18 protein-coding genes and 1 pseudogene are annotated in these 21,390 nt (G+C 38.6%); 1 reads left to right on the top strand and 18 read right to left on the bottom strand.

The features are described 5' to 3' along the window. Positions 1–9: 9 nt before the first annotated feature. The 8 genes from ACFX4L_RS10860 to ACFX4L_RS10825 all read right to left on the bottom strand — a co-directional run bounded on the left by ACFX4L_RS10860 (position 10) and on the right by ACFX4L_RS10825 (position 9,081). Entirely contained in the window at positions 10–507 is a 498-nt protein-coding gene (locus ACFX4L_RS10860; protein ID WP_061463220.1) for a (2Fe-2S)-binding protein, read from the bottom strand. Then, complete coding sequence (locus ACFX4L_RS10855) at positions 500–1,342, bottom strand: FAD binding domain-containing protein (protein WP_284470758.1); 843 nt, start codon at positions 1,340–1,342, stop codon at positions 500–502. Before ACFX4L_RS10855 ends, ACFX4L_RS10860 begins: the two co-directional genes overlap by 8 nt. Continuing rightward, the gene (locus ACFX4L_RS10850) at positions 1,342–3,663 is read right to left on the bottom strand and encodes a xanthine dehydrogenase family protein molybdopterin-binding subunit (RefSeq protein ID WP_377405100.1); all 2,322 of its coding nucleotides are present in this window, start codon (positions 3,661–3,663) and stop codon (positions 1,342–1,344) included. Before ACFX4L_RS10850 ends, ACFX4L_RS10855 begins: the two co-directional genes overlap by 1 nt. 31 nt (positions 3,664–3,694) lie before the next feature. Next, positions 3,695–4,297 carry a nucleotidyltransferase family protein gene (locus tag ACFX4L_RS10845; RefSeq protein ID WP_377405096.1) on the bottom strand — a complete coding sequence of 201 codons (603 nt, stop codon included), beginning with the start codon at positions 4,295–4,297 and terminating at the stop codon, positions 3,695–3,697. Next, positions 4,294–5,235, bottom strand: coding sequence for an XdhC family protein (locus ACFX4L_RS10840; protein ID WP_377383289.1), 942 nt, complete (start codon positions 5,233–5,235; stop codon positions 4,294–4,296). The genes ACFX4L_RS10845 and ACFX4L_RS10840 overlap by 4 nt, the downstream gene beginning before the upstream one ends. A gap of 328 nt (positions 5,236–5,563) precedes the next feature. Next, positions 5,564–6,010: a HEAT repeat domain-containing protein gene (locus ACFX4L_RS10835; RefSeq protein WP_377405092.1), complete on the bottom strand. Its 447-nt coding sequence runs from the start codon at positions 6,008–6,010 to the stop codon at positions 5,564–5,566. Positions 6,011–6,346: 336 nt separating this feature from the next. Then, the gene (locus tag ACFX4L_RS10830; RefSeq protein ID WP_377405089.1) at positions 6,347–7,678 is read right to left on the bottom strand and encodes a (Fe-S)-binding protein; all 1,332 of its coding nucleotides are present in this window, start codon (positions 7,676–7,678) and stop codon (positions 6,347–6,349) included. Next, positions 7,675–9,081, bottom strand: coding sequence for an FAD-binding oxidoreductase (locus ACFX4L_RS10825; protein WP_377405086.1), 1,407 nt, complete (start codon positions 9,079–9,081; stop codon positions 7,675–7,677). Before ACFX4L_RS10825 ends, ACFX4L_RS10830 begins: the two co-directional genes overlap by 4 nt. Positions 9,082–9,165: 84 nt before the next feature. Here ACFX4L_RS10825 and ACFX4L_RS10820 point away from each other — a divergent pair, with 84 nt between their 5' ends. Then, a complete protein-coding gene (locus tag ACFX4L_RS10820) occupies positions 9,166–9,807 on the top strand; it encodes a hypothetical protein (protein ID WP_089362242.1) in 642 nt (213 codons plus the stop codon). Between the two features lie 64 nt (positions 9,808–9,871). Here the strand turns inward: ACFX4L_RS10820 and ACFX4L_RS10815 are convergent, their stop codons facing one another. The 10 genes and pseudogenes from ACFX4L_RS10815 to ACFX4L_RS10770 form a co-directional block, all read right to left on the bottom strand. Then, positions 9,872–10,678, bottom strand: coding sequence for an ABC transporter permease (locus ACFX4L_RS10815; RefSeq protein ID WP_377383291.1), 807 nt, complete (start codon positions 10,676–10,678; stop codon positions 9,872–9,874). Beyond that, positions 10,678–11,622, bottom strand: a complete 945-nt coding sequence (locus ACFX4L_RS10810) for an ABC transporter permease (protein ID WP_284470753.1) — start codon at positions 11,620–11,622, stop codon at positions 10,678–10,680. The genes ACFX4L_RS10815 and ACFX4L_RS10810 overlap by 1 nt, the downstream gene beginning before the upstream one ends. After that, on the bottom strand, positions 11,586–12,725 hold the full coding sequence (locus ACFX4L_RS10805; protein WP_377405103.1) for an ABC transporter ATP-binding protein: 1,140 nt from the start codon (positions 12,723–12,725) through the stop codon (positions 11,586–11,588). The genes ACFX4L_RS10810 and ACFX4L_RS10805 overlap by 37 nt, the downstream gene beginning before the upstream one ends. Positions 12,726–12,765: 40 nt before the next feature. Continuing rightward, positions 12,766–13,866 (bottom strand): ABC transporter substrate-binding protein, encoded by a 1,101-nt coding sequence (locus ACFX4L_RS10800; protein WP_377405083.1) that lies wholly within the window; start codon positions 13,864–13,866, stop codon positions 12,766–12,768. A gap of 19 nt (positions 13,867–13,885) precedes the next feature. After that, complete coding sequence (locus ACFX4L_RS10795) at positions 13,886–14,890, bottom strand: TAXI family TRAP transporter solute-binding subunit (protein WP_284470750.1); 1,005 nt, start codon at positions 14,888–14,890, stop codon at positions 13,886–13,888. A 162-nt stretch (positions 14,891–15,052) separates the two neighbouring features. Continuing rightward, positions 15,053–16,429 (bottom strand): sigma-54-dependent transcriptional regulator, encoded by a 1,377-nt coding sequence (locus ACFX4L_RS10790; RefSeq protein WP_377383215.1) that lies wholly within the window; start codon positions 16,427–16,429, stop codon positions 15,053–15,055. Positions 16,430–16,453: 24 nt separating this feature from the next. Then, a complete protein-coding gene (locus ACFX4L_RS10785) occupies positions 16,454–18,463 on the bottom strand; it encodes a transporter substrate-binding domain-containing protein (protein WP_377405080.1) in 2,010 nt (669 codons plus the stop codon). 953 nt (positions 18,464–19,416) lie between these two features. Further along, positions 19,417–20,010 (bottom strand): YdeI/OmpD-associated family protein, encoded by a 594-nt coding sequence (locus tag ACFX4L_RS10780; RefSeq protein ID WP_377383219.1) that lies wholly within the window; start codon positions 20,008–20,010, stop codon positions 19,417–19,419. An 82-nt stretch (positions 20,011–20,092) separates the two neighbouring features. Continuing rightward, positions 20,093–20,485 carry an SRPBCC family protein gene (locus tag ACFX4L_RS10775; RefSeq protein ID WP_377383294.1) on the bottom strand — a complete coding sequence of 131 codons (393 nt, stop codon included), beginning with the start codon at positions 20,483–20,485 and terminating at the stop codon, positions 20,093–20,095. A 93-nt stretch (positions 20,486–20,578) separates the two neighbouring features. Next, positions 20,579–20,896 (bottom strand): annotated as a pseudogene (locus ACFX4L_RS10770) (ArsR/SmtB family transcription factor); the annotation flags it as partial. Between the last annotated feature and the right edge of the window lie 494 nt (positions 20,897–21,390).

The raw sequence follows: 21,390 nt of genomic DNA, 5'->3' as shown, positions 1-21,390 counted from the left end.
GGGCAAACGTCACTGATTTGTTTGATTTTTTATATTTAAAAGTTCTATTACTGAATATATTGCTTTTTCAATTTCTTTATATCCGGTACACCGACAAATATTCGAAGAAAGCCATGTTTCAATCTTTTCAGGACTTGGGTTCCTGTCATTAAGGAGTAAAGCCTGGCAAATCATTATAAAGCCTGATGTACAATACCCACATTGAAAAGCAAAATGTTCCACAAAGGCTCTCTGAATCGGGGTATTCTTGAGGCCTTCAATTGTAAGGATTTCTGAATCGATTGCTTCAATGGCTAACATTAAACAGGATTTCATTGGCTGTTTATTCATTATCACCGTACAAGCGCCGCAATCTCCATTTAAACATCCAGGTTTAGCTCCTGTAAGTCCAATTTTATCTCGGAGAACATCTAGCAATATATCCGATGCCAATATATCCCTCTCATACTGTTCTTTATTTATTTCTAATTGAATGGTAACTTTACGATCCGCCGAATGGCTATTCATGTTCCTCACCACCTATATATGACAAAATGTATGAAAGGGTATTTTCTAAAACAAATAATCTATATTCATTGGATCCTTCTATATCGTTTAAAACCGGAGTTGGTAAATACTCAAAGGAGGTTAAAATTCGATCTTTAAAAGATAAACTCTTATCATTTAGTTTGTTTTCCATTTGAATTGACCGAAAAGGATATGGACAAACCCCGCTGAATGCAAATCGAATAAATCCTTCTTTTTTTAATGAGGCAACTGTTAAAAGCGGATATCCCGTTTTCCATTGCTGCCTCTTCTTTACACTAATGTGTTTAGCTTTCAGATATTCTTTTTCTGTTACAATTTGAACGAGAAATTCCCCTTCGTCAAGTCGTAGCTCTTTATGGAAAACTTCATTAATAAATTCTTTCCTCGTTCCTTTTGGTCCGGCAATAATGACAGTACTATCTGATAATAAAAATGGAAGAACTGACTCTCTATAAAAAATTTGACCACATATGTTTCCACCTATAGTGATTTTATTTCTTGATGTATAATCAGCAACTTCTTTTGAAGTATCCGATAATAGCGGAAATAGCTTATTTTCTTCGATTGCACGTAAACTCAATGTTGAGCCAATGATCAGTTCTTGGTGTTGAAACCCGAATGCATTGCATTCGGGAATCCCTTTCAAATCAATAATCGCATCGGTGTATATAAAATTTAAACGTCCTAATGTTAAAATTTCAGTCCCTCCACCATAATACATAGGTTTTTTTTCTTGTAATTTTAATAGTTGATAAAGTTCAATCGCTTCTTTTATCGATTGAGGTTTATAATAATCAAAATTATAAGGTAACATTAATCTCTTCTCCCTCTCTTCCCCCTCCAAATGAGTTCAGGAAGTAATGGCAACTGGTTCAAAGGAATCCCCGCAGCCAAAGATAAACTATTACCTAAAGCAGCTGGCATACCTAGAAGCCCATGTTCTCCAAGGCCCCTTGCGCCATATGGGGCTTCTAAATGTGGTGTTTCTACAAATTCACAAATATATTCAGGGTTTTCTCCATATCTTAAGGGTCTATAGGTTCTGAGTTGAGGGTTTAATACTCTGCCAAGGTGATCGAAATAGAATGTTTCACGCCCGCCGAATGCTATGCCCATGCTCATTGCACCCATTATTTGTCCTTCTGCAGTTTTTTGATTCAAAACCTTTCCTGCATCAATGACAGATATTGCCCTTACTATCCTGTAAGTATATTCATTTATGTCATACTCTACTTCTACCCCTTGTGCGCCAACAGTCCATTCAGGACCTGGTCTGCCAGCACCTGTATCGGGATCTAAATTTGTTATATGTGGAATGGTATATTGTCCTCTACCGATGATTTGTCCTCCAATCGTACTTCCGTCAGGATATGTATACCCATACACTAGCCGTTTGAAAGGAATTTCTATATTCGGTTCCCCTCTCATAAAGACCCTTTCCTTGCCAAGGACGATATCTTCAATTGGAGCTCGTAATACACAAGAAGCAAGTTTCTTTATTTGCAAAAGAGCATCTTCCGCAGCTTGAATCGCAGCCCTTCCTGCCATTAATGTTCCACGGCTTGCTACCGTTTTCCAATGTTCTGGAGTATTTTGTGTGTTTACCTTCATCTGAACGTTTACGCGATCAATGGAGACCTTTAATTTATCTGATACAATCTGTGCTAATATCGTTTTCGTTCCTGTACCGATTTCTACTACTCCTGAAATAAGGTTTACACTGCCATCAGGGTTAAAGGTTAATATGACACCAGATCCAGCGTTGGTATCGATCGTTGAAGTTTTCCATATACAAGCGATCCCTTTTGCCCTTATTATCTTGTCGTTTATTTTTACTAACTGGCCCTCTTCCCAATTCATTTTTTTCTTAAGCACCTGTATGCATTTAGGAAGATTACCTACCGTGCTCGAATTCAATTTAACTTGTGTTGGGGTGGAGTTCCCTGGGAGTATCGCATTCATTTCACGAAGTTCAAGTGGATCCATTCCAAGCTTTTTTGAAAGAGAATCCATGGCCCGCTCAAAAGCAAACAGAACTTCTGTATGGGCGAAACCTCGATAAGGCGAGGCATATGGATGATTTGTATACATACAGAGAGAGTCGCACCAAATATTTTCTATATTGTAAGGTCCGGTACAATCTACAGCTCCAGCACGGCTTAGATCTGTAGCTTTGTCGGCATATGCTCCCCCGTCCCATAAATACGTCAGCTCTGCGATCTTTAGCAAACCAGATTTTGTACAACCTAATTTAATTGTAGCATCTAATCCAATATGACATGGTGATGTCAAAATATCCTCTTCACGACTATTTTCAACTTTTACTAGCCTGCCATTAACGGCCTTTGACGCGATATAAGCTAATAGTTCAAGTTGGACCGAGGCTTTACCACCGAATGCCCCTCCAACAAGTGGAGTGTTTACTATGACGTTTCCAATTTCAACATCAAAGTAATCACTTATCAAACGCTTGATCATGAAGGGAGCTTGAGAAGAAGAAGTGATAATGACCTTATCATCTGAGTGAATTTCCGCTAAAGAACATCTTGTTTCCATGGCTACATGGTCGGAGGGCGAAAAAGAAAACTTTTCCTCAATAATGATTTCGCTCTCTTGCCAACCTGTTTTTCTATCACCTTTTCTGATTTTAGTTCGGTTTGCTATATTTGTGCCTGGCTCGGGAAATACCTCGGATATTTTTTTATAGGTATCTAAATCTGGGTGGAGTAGAGGGGAATTGGGATTTAAGGCTTCTGCTGGTGAATTGACAACGACTAAAGGTTCATAGATAACTTGAATATTGTCAGCTGCAATCTTTGCTTGTTTCATTGTATCAGCAACAACAAGTGCTACTACTTCTCCATGATAGCGGACTTTATCTAGAGCTATGGGGTACCGATCCCTGATTTCTTCTCCTGTTAGTGGTAAATTCCCACCTGTTATGATTGCGCGAACGCCTGGAACTTTTTCAGCTTTGGTTAGATTAATATTTTTAATAAGGGCATGTGCATAAGGACTAATTACCTTTTTAACATGAAGTGTTTTTACTTCTTCGCGGTCTCCTGTGTAAATCGCCTGCCCAGTCACCTTTTCCCAGGCATCTTTTCGAGTTACCCCTTTTCCGATAATATCCATATAGTCTCCTCATTTTCATTATTATTCTTATTTAATTGTTATCTATTTTGTTTTTCCAAAAAAGGTATTCTTTCATATTATCAATATCAACAAACCATTTTTCCTCATAAAAAGGAACAAGTACCCCCTGTTCTTTCTTCGCCATTAGAATCTGTCTGGCTCCTCGGTCTCCTCGTAAAAGGTGAATGTCGGAAAAGAGGTCTTTGTCAATAAGTATGGGAGGTCGTGTACAACCATGAAAACTAGAGGCAACAAAGGAGTAATTAGGGTTTCCTTTGTATATTTCGATGAGTTTGTTTATCATATTTGTTGTTATAAAGGGCTGATCAGCAAGTAAAATTATTACGGCGTCCGAATGTATGTTGTTTGCTGATCGTATACCTGTTTGGAGTGAATGGGATTGACCTGCTCCAGGTTCTTTAGTTTCGACCGTAATTATTTTTTCAGAACAAAAACCTGATAAATCCAGGTGGTTTAAATGATTTGAAATTATGATAATATCGTTAAGTTCAGATAGAACCGCTTTTTCTAATCCCCATCTTCCCATTTCTTTATTTCCTAATGGCAATGTTAATTTATTTGTACCCATTCGATAACTATTTCCAGCGGCCAAGTATACCCCAGTTATTTTCATTCCGGATGTTCCTTCATAATTTTATGCTGAATTAATTCAGCTATAATGCTAACAGCAATCTCGAATGGGCCGTTAGCTCCAATTGATAAACCGATAGGTGAGTGTATATTATTAGGGATTTTCTTGTCAAATAAACTGGCTGTACGTTTTTTGGAACCTAAAATGCCTAAATAGGATAATGACTGATTCATCATTAGTGAAAGTATTTCTTTATCTCTCTGAAAGTTATGAGTCATGATGATAACATAATCATCTTTTTTAAAAGATAATTGTTCCATAATTTCAGTTGGGAATCCTACAATATGGCTAACTGCGTCGGGTATATTATTTTCGTTACAAAGCTCGGACCTCCAATCGCAAACAGTAACTAAAAACCCTATTGAGGTAGCCATTGTGACAACTGGATATACATCACATCCAGCTCCAAAAATGATTAAACGGGGTTTAGGTAAAATCTTTTGCATATAAATAAAGCTAACATCATTATCTTTGGGTGCATTGTGATTCTCATTCTCTGGTCGGAAAGAATACCCCAATAAGTTCCAATCATCATCTAGCTCAATTTGATGAACGATTACCTTAGCTTCTTTAATGGAAGCCAAGACATATGAAAGATGTTCTTTTAATTTATGGTCCACATACTCCAGTAATATATATATAGTGCCGTTACAACCTGTTCCAATACCCCATTCTAGATCTTCATCACTTTCCATGTGATATACAAAGGTCTCTGTATTTTTCCTTTCGAACACTCTGCAAGAATGAAGAATAAGGTCTTCCTCGATACACCCAACACTAATTATGCCTAGAGATGAACCATCTTTTTTTATAAGCATGGAGGTACCTTCACGCAAGTATGCTGAACCTTCCACATGAATGATGGTAGCCAATACACACTCCATAGAGGTCGATTGAACTTCTTCAAGGATCGTATACATTTGATTCAATTGTCTTCCTCCTGGTCTCCTATGAGTTCCTTCATTCTATTAATAACATTATGTTGATTTATAAAAAAAATGTGTTTATATAGGGAATAAATAGAATAGAATTATTCTAGCGCGGGCTGAGCACATGGGAAATGTGGTTTTTCCTGATTTATGCTTTAAAGACTCACAGTCATTTAATCTTTGTATGTAGAGAGTGTATCATTCGATGTTTAAATTAAAGGGGAGGGATATAAGTGTATACCTATTTTATTGGTAAACAAAAAGGAGCAAAAATTTTGCTCCTTCATCCAATCTTATTTGTTTTCCTTTTGAATAAATTTTATCTTTTCGATAAAGCAGACCAAGTATTTTCAAGCCACTTATCAAAGTCTGCCCCTTTTTCACCCTCATAGGTGTCATATATATCCATTCTCATTTTCTGAAGTTTCTCTTTGAATTCAGCATATGAGTGATTTTCTGGTAAACTCTTCTTGATCCTAACTAAGATTTTGGTTAATCCTTTAACCAATTCGCCCTTTTTCCTTGGTGGCAATTGAACATCTTCGCCTAATCTTTTCAGTTGACGGTATGCGGACTCTTGAACTTTATATACAGAATCACTATTCATGATATGTTTGAAAATATCGATTACTTGATTATTTTTTGACTGACCTAACTCTTCGATCGCATCTAAACGTTCTCTCCAATTAGATTTGCGATTGGCAGATTTTTTTAATTCCTCATAGTTGGCAGGTAACTCGATACCTTTTATTTCTTTGTTATTCAAATGAATCATTTCTCCTTCTGTCTTTATGTAAATATCGGGATATAGAAAAATGTAAATCCGATACTACAATAATCCATTACCAAGAATGGTTTATTACATTACTTATTATACCCTTTTCCATATCTTAATATAGTTAAATTTCTTACCGATCCGCTGTATTTTCAATTTAATTAACATAAATCGCTATTTTCATCCGCAGATTATCCTCTGTATCATTAATCTACAAAGATATTTTCGCCTTCATCTTTAATGGAGAAAAATTAAAACATCAGTAATTCCCAATGAATCAGGAAATACTGACGTTTAATATTCTATAAAGTTTCAGTTTCTCTTTGGTCAATCCAAGCCGCAAGCCTTGGCAAGTATTTCAACAAGATGCATACTTTTGATTTGGTTTGCTGCTCCCTCCCTTTGAATGCCAATGCTCATTTGCATTTGGCAGCCAGGGTTAACGGTCACTACTGCAGTGGCTTTTGTATCTTTTAGGTTCTTCATTTTTTCATCCAGTATCTTCATGGATTCATTAAAGTGAAGAAGATTGTAAATGCCTCCAGATGCACAGCAACGGTCAAACCCTTCCATTTCCACATAAGAAACACCTGGTATGGATTGCAATAATAAACGAGGTTCCTTTTGGACCTTTTGAACATTGCGTAAATGACATGAATCTTGATAGGAAACGATGCCTTGCCATTCTTCAGTAAAGGGAAGTGGCTCCAATTGATGAAGAATTTGACTGATATCTTTTGATTTTTCCGAGAATGCCCTTGCCGCCCCAGCCCATTCGTGATCATCAGCCAATAGGTGTCCATATTCAAGAAGCGAAGCACCGCAGCCTCCTGCGTTATTTACAATTACATCAGCATCTGATTGCATGAAGGCTTGGATATTCCTCTTCGCCAATGCTTTTGCTTGTTTTATTTCGCCTTGATGGGAATGCAGTGCACCACAGCAATTCTGATTTTCAGGGAGAATGACCTCACAGCCCACAATGGTGAGCAGCTCGATGGAAAGACGGTTGATTCGAGACATCATGGATTCCATGATGCACCCAGCAAAAAATGCCACTCTTAATTTCGTTTCCCCTTTTGCCGGTATTATCGTTCCTGTCCGGATTCGTTTGGAGGACGACTCGATAGGAGGAAGTGCTTGTTCTAAATGTGCAAGGGCAGGGGAAACCTTTTGCAGTACATTCGATGAACGGATAAGTTTGGATAGCCCCGTTTTTTGATAAAGGTGGACTGCACTCCCAATCCTATTCATTCGTTTTGGATATGGAAAAAGATGAACCAATGCCAGTTTTTTGATTTTCGTCATTTTATTTTTTTTGTTCGCTGGTGGGGAGGCTTCAATCGCTTCTTTTGCCGCTTCCAGTATATGTCCGTATGGCACACCGACTGGACATGCGGTTTCACAAGCACGACAGCCCAAGCATAGGTCGATCGGTTCAGCTAAATCTTTTTGGAAATCTATTTTCCCTTCGGCTGCCAGTTTCACTAGATTGATTCGGCCGCGTGGAGAAGCGGACTCTACACCCATTGATTCATATGTAGGACATGCTGGTAAACAATAACCGCATTTTACGCATTGGTTTGTCCAATCATAGGCATCTGAATATAAATTTTGGACCGCTTCATTTGTCTCGTTGGATTTAACAGGTAGATTCATGTAACCAACACGATCCTTGTCTGGCCCTTATCAGGAAAAACCTTTCCTGGATTCATGATATTATTGGGATCCCATGCTTTTTTAATTTTTTTCATCATATTCACCCCTGTTATACCTAATTCCATTTCCATATATGGTGACTTTAATGTACCGATTCCATGTTCTCCGGAAAGAGTTCCCCCTAGTTCTATTGCCGCTTCAAAAATTTCACTGACTGCAAGCTCCACTTTTTTCATTTCCGTTATATTTCGTTTATCAGTAATGATGTTCGGATGTAAATTGCCATCGCCGGCATGACCAAATACAACCAAGTTCAATCCGTATTTTTCCCGGATTTGGTTTAATCTCTCCATCATCGCCGGAATTTGACTGCGCGGAACAGTTGCGTCTTCAGAAATCTTTGTAGGTCCCATTTGTGTAATGGCCGGGGAAACCGATTTACGCGCACTCCAAATCGTTTGGCGTTCTTCCTCTGTCTCCGCAATCTTGACGTAGGAAGCACCCTCAGCCCGGCATAAATCGGCGCACTTATTGATTTCCTCCTCAATCGCCAAAGGGTGCCCATCTATTTCAATGATCAGAATGGCCTCTGCTTGAAGAGGCAATCCAGAAGGACGATAACTTTCAACAGCACGGATACACGCATTATCCATTAACTCCATGGCTGATGGTAGGATTCCTGACGATAAAATGCTGGTAATGGCATGACCGGAGTCGATCAAATGATTGAAGTGGGCGACAAATGTATGTTTTGATTGCGGTTTTGGAATTAAGCGAATGATTGCCTCTGTAACGATGCCCAAGGTACCTTCCGATCCTACGATCAATCGTGTCAAATCATACCCTGTTACATTCTTTACAGTCTTTCCGCCAGTGCGGATGATTTCTCCCGTAGGTGTGACCACCTCCAGGCCTATCACATATTCTTTTGTCGTTCCGTATTTCAATCCCTTTGGCCCGCTAGAGTTTTCCAATAGATTTCCGCCAATTGTGGCAACATTGGAACTGCTTGGATCAGGCGGATAGAACAAGCCGGCTTCTTCAGCCTTTATATGGATATTTGCCGTTATCACACCTGGAGAGACAATGGCAAGCATATTTTCCCGATCAATGATCAATTTATCCCGTAAAAGGGTCATATCAAGAACCATCCCCCCTTTAACAGGTAAAGGACCGCCACTTAGCGAAGTTCCGGATCCTCTAGGGTAAACAGGTATTTTGTGAGTATTAGCCAATTTAACCACCTCACTGATTTCCTCCGCGTTTTTTGGCTGTATAACGATTTCAGGTAAATATTCCCCAAAAGAAGCGTCATAGCTATAACAATACCTTTCTGTCAAATCAAGGTACATTCTATCACTTGGAATTACCTGACTAAGATCGTCCAGGGCTTCTTTCTCCATAATTCTCACTTCCTTTCTTTTGTGTAATATAATGGTATTCTATTATCCTGCTAGATATAATGAAATAAAAAAGGAGGGTTTTTATTGAAAATAGCACTTATTCACGCAACCACCACTGCACTAAAGCCAATTGAAATGGCATTTCAGACAGTTGCTCCGAACATTGAACTCCTTCATTTCATGGACACGGGCCTTCTCGCCTTGATGGAAAAAAGCGGCAAGTTAACTCCGGAAATCATCCGCCGCTTTTCATCATTAGTGAGTTTAGCCTATGATTCTGGCGTTTCATGCATCCAACTTACTTGCTCTGCTTTTAATGACATCACTTCAATTTTACAACCTCTTTATTCTGTAAAGTTATTTCGTTCAGATGAGGCCATGCTTGATGAAGCACTTCGATATACTAGCATCGGCCTGGTTTCAACCGTAAAAGAAACGCCCGTCGCCCTTCAAAATTATTTATTGAATAAGAATCCGGACTGTTTGATCGAATCATTGGTAGATCCAGGGGTCATCCATTTATTATCTCAAGGAAAAAGAAAGGAACATGACGATCGAGTAAAAAAGATGGTGGAACAATTGGATGGAAAGACAGAAGTGATTTTGCTTTCACAATATAGTATGGAGCATGTCGCAAAGCAAGTTAACCCTTCTGTCCCTATCCTAACGGCACCACTTTTGGCTGCTAAAAGGTGCTTGGATCATTTGAATGGAACGTTTAGCTGATTTTTTTCTGGATAAAATCCGAACTTGGTCAGCAGGATCGATTGTCACATCACTAAAATCCTTATTAACCGTTTGTATGATGGAAACCACCAAAAACTTTTCCAACACCCTGAATTTTTTCAAGTATGACGATTAGAAGGACTGATATGAAAATAACCACGCTTGACACGGATGCAACGATTGGATTGTAGGCATCCTGCATTTGCGAGAAAATCTCGATCGGCAGCGTTCTCATCTCAGGTGATACCATAAAGAGCGAGACCGTTACATTATCAAATGATGTCAAAAATGCGAATAATCCTCCTGAGATGGCCGCGGATCCAATTAGCGGCAGTGTCACTTTCATGAATACTGTTAGTGGATTCGCTCCAAGTATGGCCGCGGCCCGTTCGAGATTATAATCAAATCCACTTAAACCGGTTAATACGAGCCGCATAACATATGGTATGCAAATGACGATATGGGCAATTAAAAATCCTGTAGATGTACCGGCAAGCATCATTGGTGTAAAGTACATTAAAAGTGCAATCCCTAAGACTAATTGCGGCACACTTAATGGAGAAGTTAAAAGGGCCGTAATATACGATTTTCCTGGTATATCATACTTTGCGATGCCAAGGGCTCCCAAAGTTCCGAATATGACGGAGAAAAGGGCAGCTAATGCTGCGAACTTCGCACTATTCAAAAATGCTTCCAAAAATTCAGGTCGCTCCAAGATCTTGGCATACCATTTCAGCGAGAAGCCTTCAGCCGGAAAACTTGGATAATTGGCACTTGTAAAAGAAGCGGGAATAACGACAATGAGCGGTATCAAGATATAGATAATAGCCAACACGGCTACGGCAATCCGAAGGCCTCCAATCGTTTTCATCATCGGAATACCTCCTTGAATTTCCCTTTTTCAAACGCTCTGGTAAAGACAGTTACTGATATGACAGTGGTTGCTAATAGAATATAAGAAAGAGCAGATCCGAATGTCCAATGTAGCAAATTATTTATTTGATCATAGATGACAACAGGCATCACGGGCACATTGGCTCCCCCCATTAATGCAGGCGTAACATAAGCACTCATTGACAAACTGAATACGAGAATGCAGCCAGATACGATACCAGGAATACTTAACGGCAATGTAATGGAAAAGAACCTTCTGAATGGGCTTGCCCCAAGTATCGCTCCTGCCTTATCCAGAGAAGGATCAATATTATAAAGACTTGCAACTATGGATAAGATCATGAAAGGAAGATAAGCATTGGAAAGGCCAATCACAACTCCGATTTCCGAAAACAATAGTTTCAATGGTGCATCTATTATGCCAAGGGCCATCAAGGTTTGATTAATCGTTCCGTTAGGCAATAGCAAGAGGTACCAGCCAAAATTACGGACGACTATACTTACCAAAAGCGGTGATACGATCAAGAGCGTGATATACCCTCTGATCCGCGCCGAGCTTTTGGCCATCGTCAAAGCTACAGGATATCCAAGAAATAAAGCAACCAGGACCGAATATAAACTGATTTTGACAGTCAGCCATAATGAAGATAAATAGTAGCTATCGGAAAAGATTTGTGTATAGTTTTTTAGGCTATATACTGCATCAGCAGCTCCAAGATTATCAGTGGATATGAAGCTTAAATATAAAATGTATAACATCGGTATGACGAAGAAACCAAATATGAATAGCAGAATCGGCGTTAAAAGGAGTAATCCAGGCAGCCAGACTTTCCTTTTCTTGAATTTAGGTTCCTTTTGCGGCTCAATAGGATTCGTTTCCTGTTCTATTTCTTGACTAGCATAACTTCTGATGGGCTCCATCCAATCAACACCTCACTTCCATTTTGCCATGATGAATCGAAAGCAGAAGTCAATACTTGAATACTTTTCCCCTGTAATAGAACATTGATTTCCCATGAGGTACCAAGATAGTTAATTTGGCTAATCCTGGCACGATGGTAATCCAAAGGAGATAAGGAAGTTTCATCAATAGAAAGGATGCGCAGTTTTTCTGGTCTAATATAAATCTTCACCTCATCTCCGGTTTTCAAATCACTATCATTTCCCATGATATTATCTGCGTCGACATGAGTAATATCAGAACCGATCTTGACTGATACTTTCCGCTTGTCCACGGCAGACACTTTCCCTTCAAAACAATTCGATTTTCCAATGAATTGAAAGACGAATTCTGTCTTGGGATGATTGTAAATCTCAGTTGGGGTACTGATTTGTTCAATTTTCCCTGCATTCATGACCACGACTCGATCTGACATGGAAAGAGCTTCTTCTTGATCATGGGTCACAAAAATGGTCGTTACGCCAATTTCCTTTTGTAAACGCTTTATTTCGGCCCTTAGTTCATGGCGCAACTTTGCATCAAGGTTTGAAAGCGGTTCGTCAAGCAAAAGGAGCTCCGGTTTCACTACAAGTGCCCTGGAAATCGCAACACGCTGACGCTGACCTCCTGATAATTCCCTTGGATAACGATTTTCCAATCCTGACATTTTCACTAATTCAAGCGCTTTACTTATCTTCTTTTTTTGCTCAGCTTTACCGACCTTGCGTAATTTCAAGCCAAAACTGAGATTTTCATAGACTGACATATGAGGAAAAAGCGAATAAGTTTGAAAAACCATTCCTAAATCTCGTTTATAAGGCGGAACCTTCGTAACATTATTGCCCTTAATATGGACCTCACCCCGATCTGCATCAAGGAACCCCGCAATGAGGTTCAAGGTCGTGGATTTTCCGCACCCCGAAGGCCCAAGAAGAGTGAGTAACTCTCCTTGTTTCACCTCCAGGTCGATACCATTAAGGACAACATTCGCTCCAAATTGTTTAAAAGCGCCTTTTATCTCTACATCATTTTTATTTGACCCAACCCCCAGAACTGCCTTCAGGTGCTGCCCATTGATTTCCATATCGTTTTTTAATACTTCCATGTAATCAACACGCTCCTTTTTATTTGAGTTTTTTGCCTAATTCAGGAGTAACCTCTTTCGCCCATCTATCTGACACCTCGGCACGGATTTCGGCAAACTTGGCGAAATCTGGTTTGAATGTTTTATCACTTTCTTTAAGTCCGATTGACTCTTCGAACTTCTCTGGAATTTTCATGCCTTCTACCGTCGGATAAAATCCTTTTTCGGAAATTAATGCTTGCGCTTCTTCACTGATTACATAGTTGATGAATTCAAGGGCTTCTTTGCTATTAGGCGTATTTTTCACTAGACCAGCGCTGAAAGCTTGAAGCGGTACACCTTCTTTAGGCACGGCCATCTTGATGGGAATACCTGAAACGGCTAGTTCACCTATGGAATAACTTCCCATGACCGTTACGTCAGCAGCTCCCTGTTGTATGGCTGGCATCATTTGCGTTGAGTTTTTATAAAATGTATTGGAATACGCTGCAAGATCTTTTGCCTTTTCAAGACCTGGTTCCATGTCTTCCGTACTGCCGCCGTTTGACATCGCCAGTCCATTAAGTGTATTGAAACCCCAGTCATTCGTAATATCTGAAAATGCCGTTTTACCCTCGTAATCAGGTGAGACAAGATCATTCCATGATTCAATTGATTTTAACCCTTTCTTTTTAAAGGTTTCCGTATTATAAGCTGGTGCAATGACTAAACCGAATGCTGGCGCGGCCGCCTTTTCAACCGGAATGAAACGTGGATCCACCGATTTCATATTGGGAACATTGGACTCATCAATTGGTACGATCAGTTCCTTCTCCTTAGCGCGAATTACATCAACCGGTACAAACAGGGCAACATCTATTTGCGGAGCGTTCTTCTGTAATTCCACTTTAGAAAGGATTTCACCAGATAAACCGGAAATGTAATTTACGGTGATTCCCGTTTTTTCTTTGAACTTTGGAGCGATCACATCTCGGATGGCACTTTCGATGACTCCGCCATTCCCTGCTATCGTTATTTTTTTCTCTCCATTTTTACCTGCACCCGTTTGTACCGATTCTCCTGGCTTTTGCGGAGTTGGATTACCACACCCTGCAAGAGCGATCAATGCGATTATCAATAAAAGACTTAATATTTTCTTCATATTCATTACCTCCCATTTTTCATTGATTTTCAATAATTCCTTGTTCGCTAAAATATTTCATGGCTCCTGAATGAAAATCGAGTGGAACTTGTTTGGTTGCTTCCTCTATTGAAATATCAGAAGCGGCCGGATGTGTATGCTGCAGCTCAGGCAGATGTTCATATAGTGTTTTCACCAGATTGTAAGCATGCTGGTCAGACATTTCATCATAGGTTACCAAAACATTTTTAATAGAAATCGTTTGGACACTTTTTTTCATTCCCTTATATGTATCACTAGGAATTTCATTGGCAGTATAAACACCATATTGTTCCTGAAGGTGTTCAATAATATCTTCCGGGATTGGAATGAAGGAGAGTTCCGTTTGCCTGGATATGAAAGCGATTTCATTATTCGGAATTCCCGAAGAAAAGAAAGCGGCATCAATGGTACCATTTTGCAAGGCTTCCGCAGATTGAGAAAAAGATAGATAGGATAAATTCAATTGATCAAGCGGTAAATCCGTTTCTAATAGGATTCGTTCTGCCATAAGCCTTGTACCGCTTCCGGTCGTACCAACACTAATGCGTTTACCAACTAAATCTTCCAAGGAATCAATATCATTTTGTTTCGTTGTAACAATTTGAACATAGTTGGAATATAGGGCCGTTAAAGCTCTTAACTTGGATTTATCCGTTTCAGGCAAATCAAGTACATCTACTGAGGTAAAACCAATTTCTGCGCGATGACGGCTAACCAATTCAGTATTTTCGATGGAAGCATGGGTTACCTGGGTTCCTGACACAGCTCCATTATATTTTTCAAACATGTTTGACAATCTTTGTCCTAATGAATAATAAACCCCTGACATATCTCCGGTTGCAATGATTAGGAGCCTATTTTTTAAATCCTGTCCTTCAGAAACTAATTGCCTCTGGATCAAGGTAGCAGGTTTTGAAATTTCCTGCTGCTCATTCATAAAAGAACATCCTGCCATGAAACAAAATAACACAGCGACTTTTATAAAGAGTGCTCCATTTTTCATAGTGGCCCTCCTTTCTTAATGAAAATAGATGCAAGTACTATGCCAAGTCGATTAATTGCTCTAAAACGCAAAGTTTGCCGATTTAGAGCATGATTCACCATCATAAACCGGCATTTTTTGCCGGGTACCCAGAAAAAAATGCCGGTTTAGACTATTAGCCTTTTATTCTTCTTTTGAAATGAGCTTGATTTTATCACGAAGGCTTCTTTCAGAAATTTTTAGGATTTGGGCTGTTTTTTGCCGATGGTTTTTACAATATTGAAGAGTGGCCGTTATGACTTTTTCCTCTATTTCTTTCATGGATATGCCAATCGGGATTCTGAAACTGTTAAAATCATCGTCAATGCCATTCGGCTGGAGAATGAACTTCTGTTCTTGAACATATTGTGGCAAGTCGGTATCTTCCATTCTTTTCGAGTTTGATAGGGCAACAGCATATTCTATAATATTACCAAGCTCACGGACATTCCCTGGGTAATGATAATCCAGCAAAATCCGACGTGCGGTTGCCGAGAAAGCCTTGTCTTCCCGGTTCATATCGGTAGAGTGCTTTTTTATAAAATAATCCATAAGGATGGGTAAATCTTCTTTTCTATCCCTTAACGGCGGCATCGAAATGGGAATGACATTTAACCTGAAATACAAATCCTCCCTAAATTTACCTTCCATTACCATTTGCTCCAGGTTTTTATTGGCTGCACTTATAATACGGACATCCAGGGATATTTTTGTATTGGAACCTAGAGGCGTCACCTCTCGTTCCTGCAACACCCGTAATAATTTGACTTGAAGAGGAAGGGGCATTTCACTAATCTCATCCAGAAAAAGGATGCCTTCATTAGCAGCAACGAATTTCCCTTCCTTCCTCTGAGTTGCACCGGAAAAAGCGCCTTTTTCATAACCGAACAATTCAGATTCCAGCAGCATCTCAGGAATTGCAGCACAATTGACAATCTGCATGGGTTTGTTTTTCCTTCTTCCCAGAGTATGGATGTTTCGGGCTACAAGCTCTTTTCCAGTTCCACTTTCACCTGTGATAAGAACACTTGAATCAATATCTTTCACTCTTTCGATCATTGAAAAAATACGCTGCATCGCTTTGCTATTACCAAGGAAGTTCCCAAATCCCTTTTGCATCTCTAATTCTTCGTGTAATGTCTCCAATTGATTGGACATCTGTTTGAATTCGGCTGCCCTCATCAAGAGCAAAGAAAGTTCTTCTATATTAATGGGCTTTTCAATATAGTAGTAGGCCCCTTTTTTTATGGCATCGATGGAAGTTTCAATAGATGAATAGGCAGTCATCATGATGACTGTTACATTAGGTGCTATTTGTTTAATTTTCTGTAGGACATCAAGTCCACTTTTATTTCCTATTCTCAAATCAAGTAACACAATATCAAAAGGCTGATTGTCGATCTTCCGAAGACCCTCATCCGGGTCCGTAGTTGTCACGACTTGATAAGAATCTTCCAATGCAAAGCTAAGAGCGGTGCAAATAGCAGGTTCATCGTCAATCACCAATACATGCATTTTCATATTACTCCTCCTCATTCCAGGCTTTTATTCGATATATAAAGGTAGTAAAATCGTGAATTTCGTTCCTGAATTAGGATAACTTTTCACATGGATATCTCCGTTATTTTCTTTAATTAACCTATACGATAACGTAAGTCCCAAACCGACACCCTTTTCTTTATTTGTGAAAAAAGGCTCGAAAATATGGTTCAGTTCCTCCTGTTTCATCCCCTTTCCTGTATCGGATATGGCAATCCGCCCTGTTTTTTCGTTTTCTTTATCAATGGTGATTTTAATGGTCTTTTCCTTTGTTTCTTCAACGGCATGAATCGAATTCAACACCAAGTTAAGAAGTACCTGTTGAATTTGTTGTAAATCTATATAAAAAATAAGGTCCTCCTCAATCGTTTGCTCGAAATTTATTTGTTTTTTTTCCATTGTCACCTTATGAAAAGCAAGTAATGATATAAGGTCATTAGCGTGGCAATTGGTAATATTTGGCGGTCGCGGACGAGCATATTCAATTAAATCGGTAACAATCGCATTCAGCCGGTTTACTTCAGTAGGCAAGTGTTCCATTAGAACTTGTCGGAATTGAGGATTATCATATTTACTCGGTAGTAAATCAATGAATGCTTTAATCGATGTTAAAGGATTCCTGATTTCATGTGCGACACCTGCAACTAGTTGGCCAAGAGCGTGCAGTTTTTCTTGTGTGACCAATTTTTTCTCCAATGTTTTCTTTTCCGTCTCATCATTCATGGAAAGTAAGTATCCAGTTTGTATTTCTTCAGAATTGAACATCTTATGCATCGAATATGAAATGACCTTCTGTTCATTTTCTTCGTTTATTACCAAGATCCGAAAAGAACCCGTACGATTTTTCTTATTTTGTTCTTGATGGGAAGCTTCGAAATTTCCCATTAATTGCGAATGATTCGAAAAATTCAGAATCATTTCCTTGGAAATGTTTAGAATGTCCGATGCCTTTGCATTGCAGCTGGTAATCATGAAATCGAGATCGAATGTTATGATGCCAGTATTGATATTGTTTAAGATTTGTTCTTTGAACGCTTTACCATTAGCGATGTTTTGCCGTTGTTTCTCTAAATCCTTATTTAATAAATGTAATTTCAACGTCTGGTTATGAACGGATTTTTTCAGCTTTTGATTCCATATGTATATAACTAGAAGGATAAGGGCTACTACAGTTAAGATTATGATTAGCCAAAATATGAATTGCTCCAACCTGGCAATTTTTTGATTGGACTGTGGCATGATCCATTTATCAATTATCCCGTTGATATTTCGGTTCGCTTTAAGTTCTGTGAGTGTATTGTCCATCATGAAAAGAAGCGTTTGATTCCCTTTTTTTACTGCAATCGTATAATCCGCGGGTTCAATGACTTCATCGAGAATGATGTAATTTTTTTCCTGGCGGAACTTTTTCAAATAGAAGTCTGCAGTCCATTTGTTTCCAATGAACACATCTGCACGATTGTTCAATAATGTTAAAATGCCCGAGTATTGATTTGAAACGGTCGTTAAGTTTGTATTCCTCATATTGAGAAATGTACTGATTACAGGTGTGTTATAGTCAAGGACAACATGTGAATCACGTAAATCCGTTAACGTATGAATATCCTGTTTCTTTTTACTAGGGATGATAATTGATTGGGACATGGTAAAATAAGATTGAGTGAAATCAAGTTGATTATCTTTTTTAGTATTATAGGTACTTCCAACAATTGCATCAATTGTTCCGTTCATTAAGGCTTTTTCCGCTTCTTGCATCCCCATCGGAATATATTCGAAATCAACCCCATTATATTTTGCTATTTCCTCCATTAAATCAATATTGATCCCTGTCAGCCCACCAGCTTCATTTTCAAATGAAAATGGAGGAAGGGCACTTTCTCCAGCAATTTTAAAAGTTCTTTGTTCAGCAAAAACAGCGGGAGACCATAATGTTTGAACAAAGAATACAAAACAAAATATACATAGTTTAAACAGCCGCTTTTTAATTAAGAACCCTCCTTTTATGTCGATATTCATGCAGTCACTAATCCTCGACTAAAAAACATCCTGATAATAATACTTCTCCAATTAGGACTTGAACCCTTTAAAATGTAAAAGATTCTTAGTATAATCTGACACAATCCAACAATTACCTACAAAATGGTGTGTTTCTGAATTTTATCCTGTCCTAACCTAGCTAAGGTGTTTAGCAAAATTAAAGTAGAAGAAGAGCCAGTTTGCTAAAAAGATCCAGATAATTTCAGAAATCCGCTCCCTTTCCGCCGACTGTCTGCCAAGCCTCATCAAAGCAAGCGTCTGTGGGGTCTCTTCTAGCCAGTTATTCGGCAGGAGTGTCGCATATTTCTTCAATCTAATGAGGGTTTCATCTTAAAAACATCAAGGATAACCAAGTTTACTTTAAAATCATGGTTTGTAATTAGACCCTTCGAAGCATCCAGACATTGACAAAATTATGTTAAAGTATTTTCAATTTAACGACTTATTAACATTTGCCGTAATGCTCCAAGATGATAAGCCAAGTGGGCAATATCACATTTACATTTGTCAGCCATTCTCCTAAATAGAAATTTCAGAATTAAAAGCCCAATTTCTCAGTATTAAAATTGAGAAATTGGGCTTTTTTGTTACTCCATATAAGCGCCCTATAATGGAATAACACATTATTTTTATTAGGTGGTTTTGTTGAAGATCATTACTTAAACCTTATTCAAGATAAGCACCCGTTAGTTCAAGAAAAGCGTACTTTTCAGCAAAAGCCAAAGGATACACTTTTGTGCGCAGTATTTTTCTTTTCTTAGGTGGAATGCGTAAAAACTGTTACACGGTAGTTTGCTTTCACTCTACGGATCACTTTTTGTTTTTTCCCTTATATGATTGAGTGGTTACCTGCGAACCAAAAAGGAGTTCGAATTAACGCAAAGTAAGGTAATATCTTAGGACTTGATTAATTTATTTTCTCATCGAATATACTAATCCTTTAATCCCTTTCCATCGAGAATTTGCTGCATATATTTTTCAACCCTTGACACTCGAGTTTTGGATTGTTTGGGTTGTGAAAAATAAAGAATGTATGCTCTTTGCCGTCCCGGTGTTAATGCTTCAAAAGCAGTTTTCAAGGCAGGGATTTCATCGAATTTATTTTGAAGTTCTTCAGGAATCATAAATTCTGTACTACTTTTAAAATTCACTTCCAAACCGGCTTTTTCAACTTCAATGGCATCATGAATATAGGCTTTCAAGATGGTTTCCATTGCAACTATTTCTTGAACATTGGTGAACCGAATCTGGCGCGCCCCCTGTACATTCTCCGTTTGTTGGATTAGAATCCCATGGGTATCCTTTAACAGGGCACCTTTGTGAAACAAAAGCGCACAATATTCTTTAAATCCATGTATTAAAACTATGTTTTTTTTCTCAAACGTGTAACAAGGATGCATCCATTTAAATTCTTCGGTCAGCTCACAGTCAAGAACGATATTCCTCAACATCTCATATTCTACCTGCCACTTTTTAGCTTTACTTAAAAATTCATCAACCTTAGGATTCATTCTACTATTTGTCATCACGGAACACTTCTCTTTCCGAGCAGTTTGCTTTTTCCAATACGTTAGCTAAATACTAAAAAACAGGTTCAGAGGTTCGGTTCTACATTGCCTCTAACAATTTTTTAAGTTGTTCGCCCATTTTCGCCCAACCATATTTCGCACCATTGAACGCTTGATCTTCTTTTTCGAATCCTGTTTGTTCAAGATTTAAATAGGTTGTTCCATCCTCGTTCTTTAATGTCCATGTGACTGTAGTGTTTATTCCACCACCTACCCAAGTGTAAGATAACTTATAAGGCTCCTCCACTTCAAGAACTTCGGAATCGATAATTAAATTCCACTGTTCATTCCGAAACTGAAATTTATGTCCGACGACAGGTTTTAAATCATTAGCCATTACCCATTTCGCAAGCGTATTTGCATCCGTTAAGGCGAGCCATACCTTCTCGATCGGGCTCTTAAAATTAAAATCTTGTGATACTGTTAAACTCATATTTTGTTCCTCCTCTAATATTTGGTTTAAAAGTAATATTCTTTCACTCCAGAATTTTTTGTAAAACGATACCCAATCCTCAATTTCTCTCAATGGGGCAGCATTCAGCCGATAACGCGTTTCCCTGCCGACCTTTCTGCTGATTACGAGACCAGCCTCTTTAAGGATTGCCAAATGCTTTGAAACCGCAGTACGACCCATTTCAAAATGAACGGTTAACTCATTGAGTGGCAATTCTTCCACGTCCGCCAACAAACGTAACAATTTGCGTCTTGTTGGATCAGCGATGCCTACATAAATATCACGCTCTTGATTTTTCTCGTTCAAAATCACCCCCCCTTTAATTGGACACCAATTGGTGTCTTTATTATATGACACCAATTGGTGTCCCGTCAATTTTATTATTGCCATCACGGTATTCGTTTTATTCTCCTATCATCAAGTCTATAGGTTCCTTCTTTATTATTTGTTCAATAGATTAAGCTTTAAACTTATTAAATCCTTTTACAACTAAACTTCCCTGTTAGTTAAATTAACATTTTTACACAAATAACCAATATTGTTGGTTGCTTTTTTCGAAAATTGGATAAGCCCGTGTTTCAGCAAAAGATCAAAATTCAGAACGGCAGTTTAAAAAATTTCGTGATCTTGGAATTGAAGAACGATATATCTTCATTGATAAGCAAAGTGCAAAAGATTTTAACCAGCCTCTATATCAGGGGATGCTCTTGATCATTCGCGATTTGATAGTAGGAAATCCAGAGGTATGGGTGATACTGAAAAATTAATAGAAGCCCAATTATAAAAACTCTGCTTTCATATGTGGCTGAGCAAGAACGTAGAAAAAATAAGCAAACGATAGGCTGAAGGAATTGAAGTGGAAAAGAATAACGGCGTGAGATTTT

The sequence above is a fragment of the Peribacillus sp. YIM B13482 genome (genome assembly GCF_042787975.1).
GTDB lineage: Bacteria > Bacillota > Bacilli > Bacillales > DSM-1321 > Peribacillus > Peribacillus simplex_A.
The sequence above is the reverse complement of the archived record's forward strand: the minus strand, read 5'-3'. Positions and strand labels throughout refer to the sequence as shown.

Bases quoted from the DNA above. Each gene is read 5' to 3' on its own strand.
- ACFX4L_RS10795 (WP_284470750.1), bottom strand. From the start codon at position 14,890: ATGAAAAATGGAGCACTCTTTATAAAAGTCGCTGTGTTATTTTGTTTC.
- ACFX4L_RS10815 (WP_377383291.1), bottom strand. From the start codon at position 10,678: ATGAAAACGATTGGAGGCCTTCGGATTGCCGTAGCCGTGTTGGCTATT.
- ACFX4L_RS10825 (WP_377405086.1), bottom strand. From the start codon at position 9,081: ATGGAGAAAGAAGCCCTGGACGATCTTAGTCAGGTAATTCCAAGTGAT.
- ACFX4L_RS10830 (WP_377405089.1), bottom strand. From the start codon at position 7,678: ATGAATCTACCTGTTAAATCCAACGAGACAAATGAAGCGGTCCAAAAT.
- ACFX4L_RS10845 (WP_377405096.1), bottom strand. From the start codon at position 4,297: ATGAAAATAACTGGGGTATACTTGGCCGCTGGAAATAGTTATCGAATG.
- ACFX4L_RS10855 (WP_284470758.1), bottom strand. From the start codon at position 1,342: ATGTTACCTTATAATTTTGATTATTATAAACCTCAATCGATAAAAGAA.
- ACFX4L_RS10790 (WP_377383215.1), bottom strand. From the start codon at position 16,429: ATGAAAATGCATGTATTGGTGATTGACGATGAACCTGCTATTTGCACC.
- ACFX4L_RS10780 (WP_377383219.1), bottom strand. From the start codon at position 20,010: ATGACAAATAGTAGAATGAATCCTAAGGTTGATGAATTTTTAAGTAAA.
- ACFX4L_RS10805 (WP_377405103.1), bottom strand. From the start codon at position 12,725: ATGGAAATCAATGGGCAGCACCTGAAGGCAGTTCTGGGGGTTGGGTCA.
- ACFX4L_RS10800 (WP_377405083.1), bottom strand. From the start codon at position 13,866: ATGAAGAAAATATTAAGTCTTTTATTGATAATCGCATTGATCGCTCTT.
- ACFX4L_RS10785 (WP_377405080.1), bottom strand. From the start codon at position 18,463: ATGAATATCGACATAAAAGGAGGGTTCTTAATTAAAAAGCGGCTGTTT.
- ACFX4L_RS10810 (WP_284470753.1), bottom strand. From the start codon at position 11,622: ATGGAGCCCATCAGAAGTTATGCTAGTCAAGAAATAGAACAGGAAACG.
- ACFX4L_RS10840 (WP_377383289.1), bottom strand. From the start codon at position 5,235: ATGTATACGATCCTTGAAGAAGTTCAATCGACCTCTATGGAGTGTGTA.
- ACFX4L_RS10850 (WP_377405100.1), bottom strand. From the start codon at position 3,663: ATGGATATTATCGGAAAAGGGGTAACTCGAAAAGATGCCTGGGAAAAG.
- ACFX4L_RS10775 (WP_377383294.1), bottom strand. From the start codon at position 20,485: ATGAGTTTAACAGTATCACAAGATTTTAATTTTAAGAGCCCGATCGAG.
- ACFX4L_RS10860 (WP_061463220.1), bottom strand. From the start codon at position 507: ATGAATAGCCATTCGGCGGATCGTAAAGTTACCATTCAATTAGAAATA.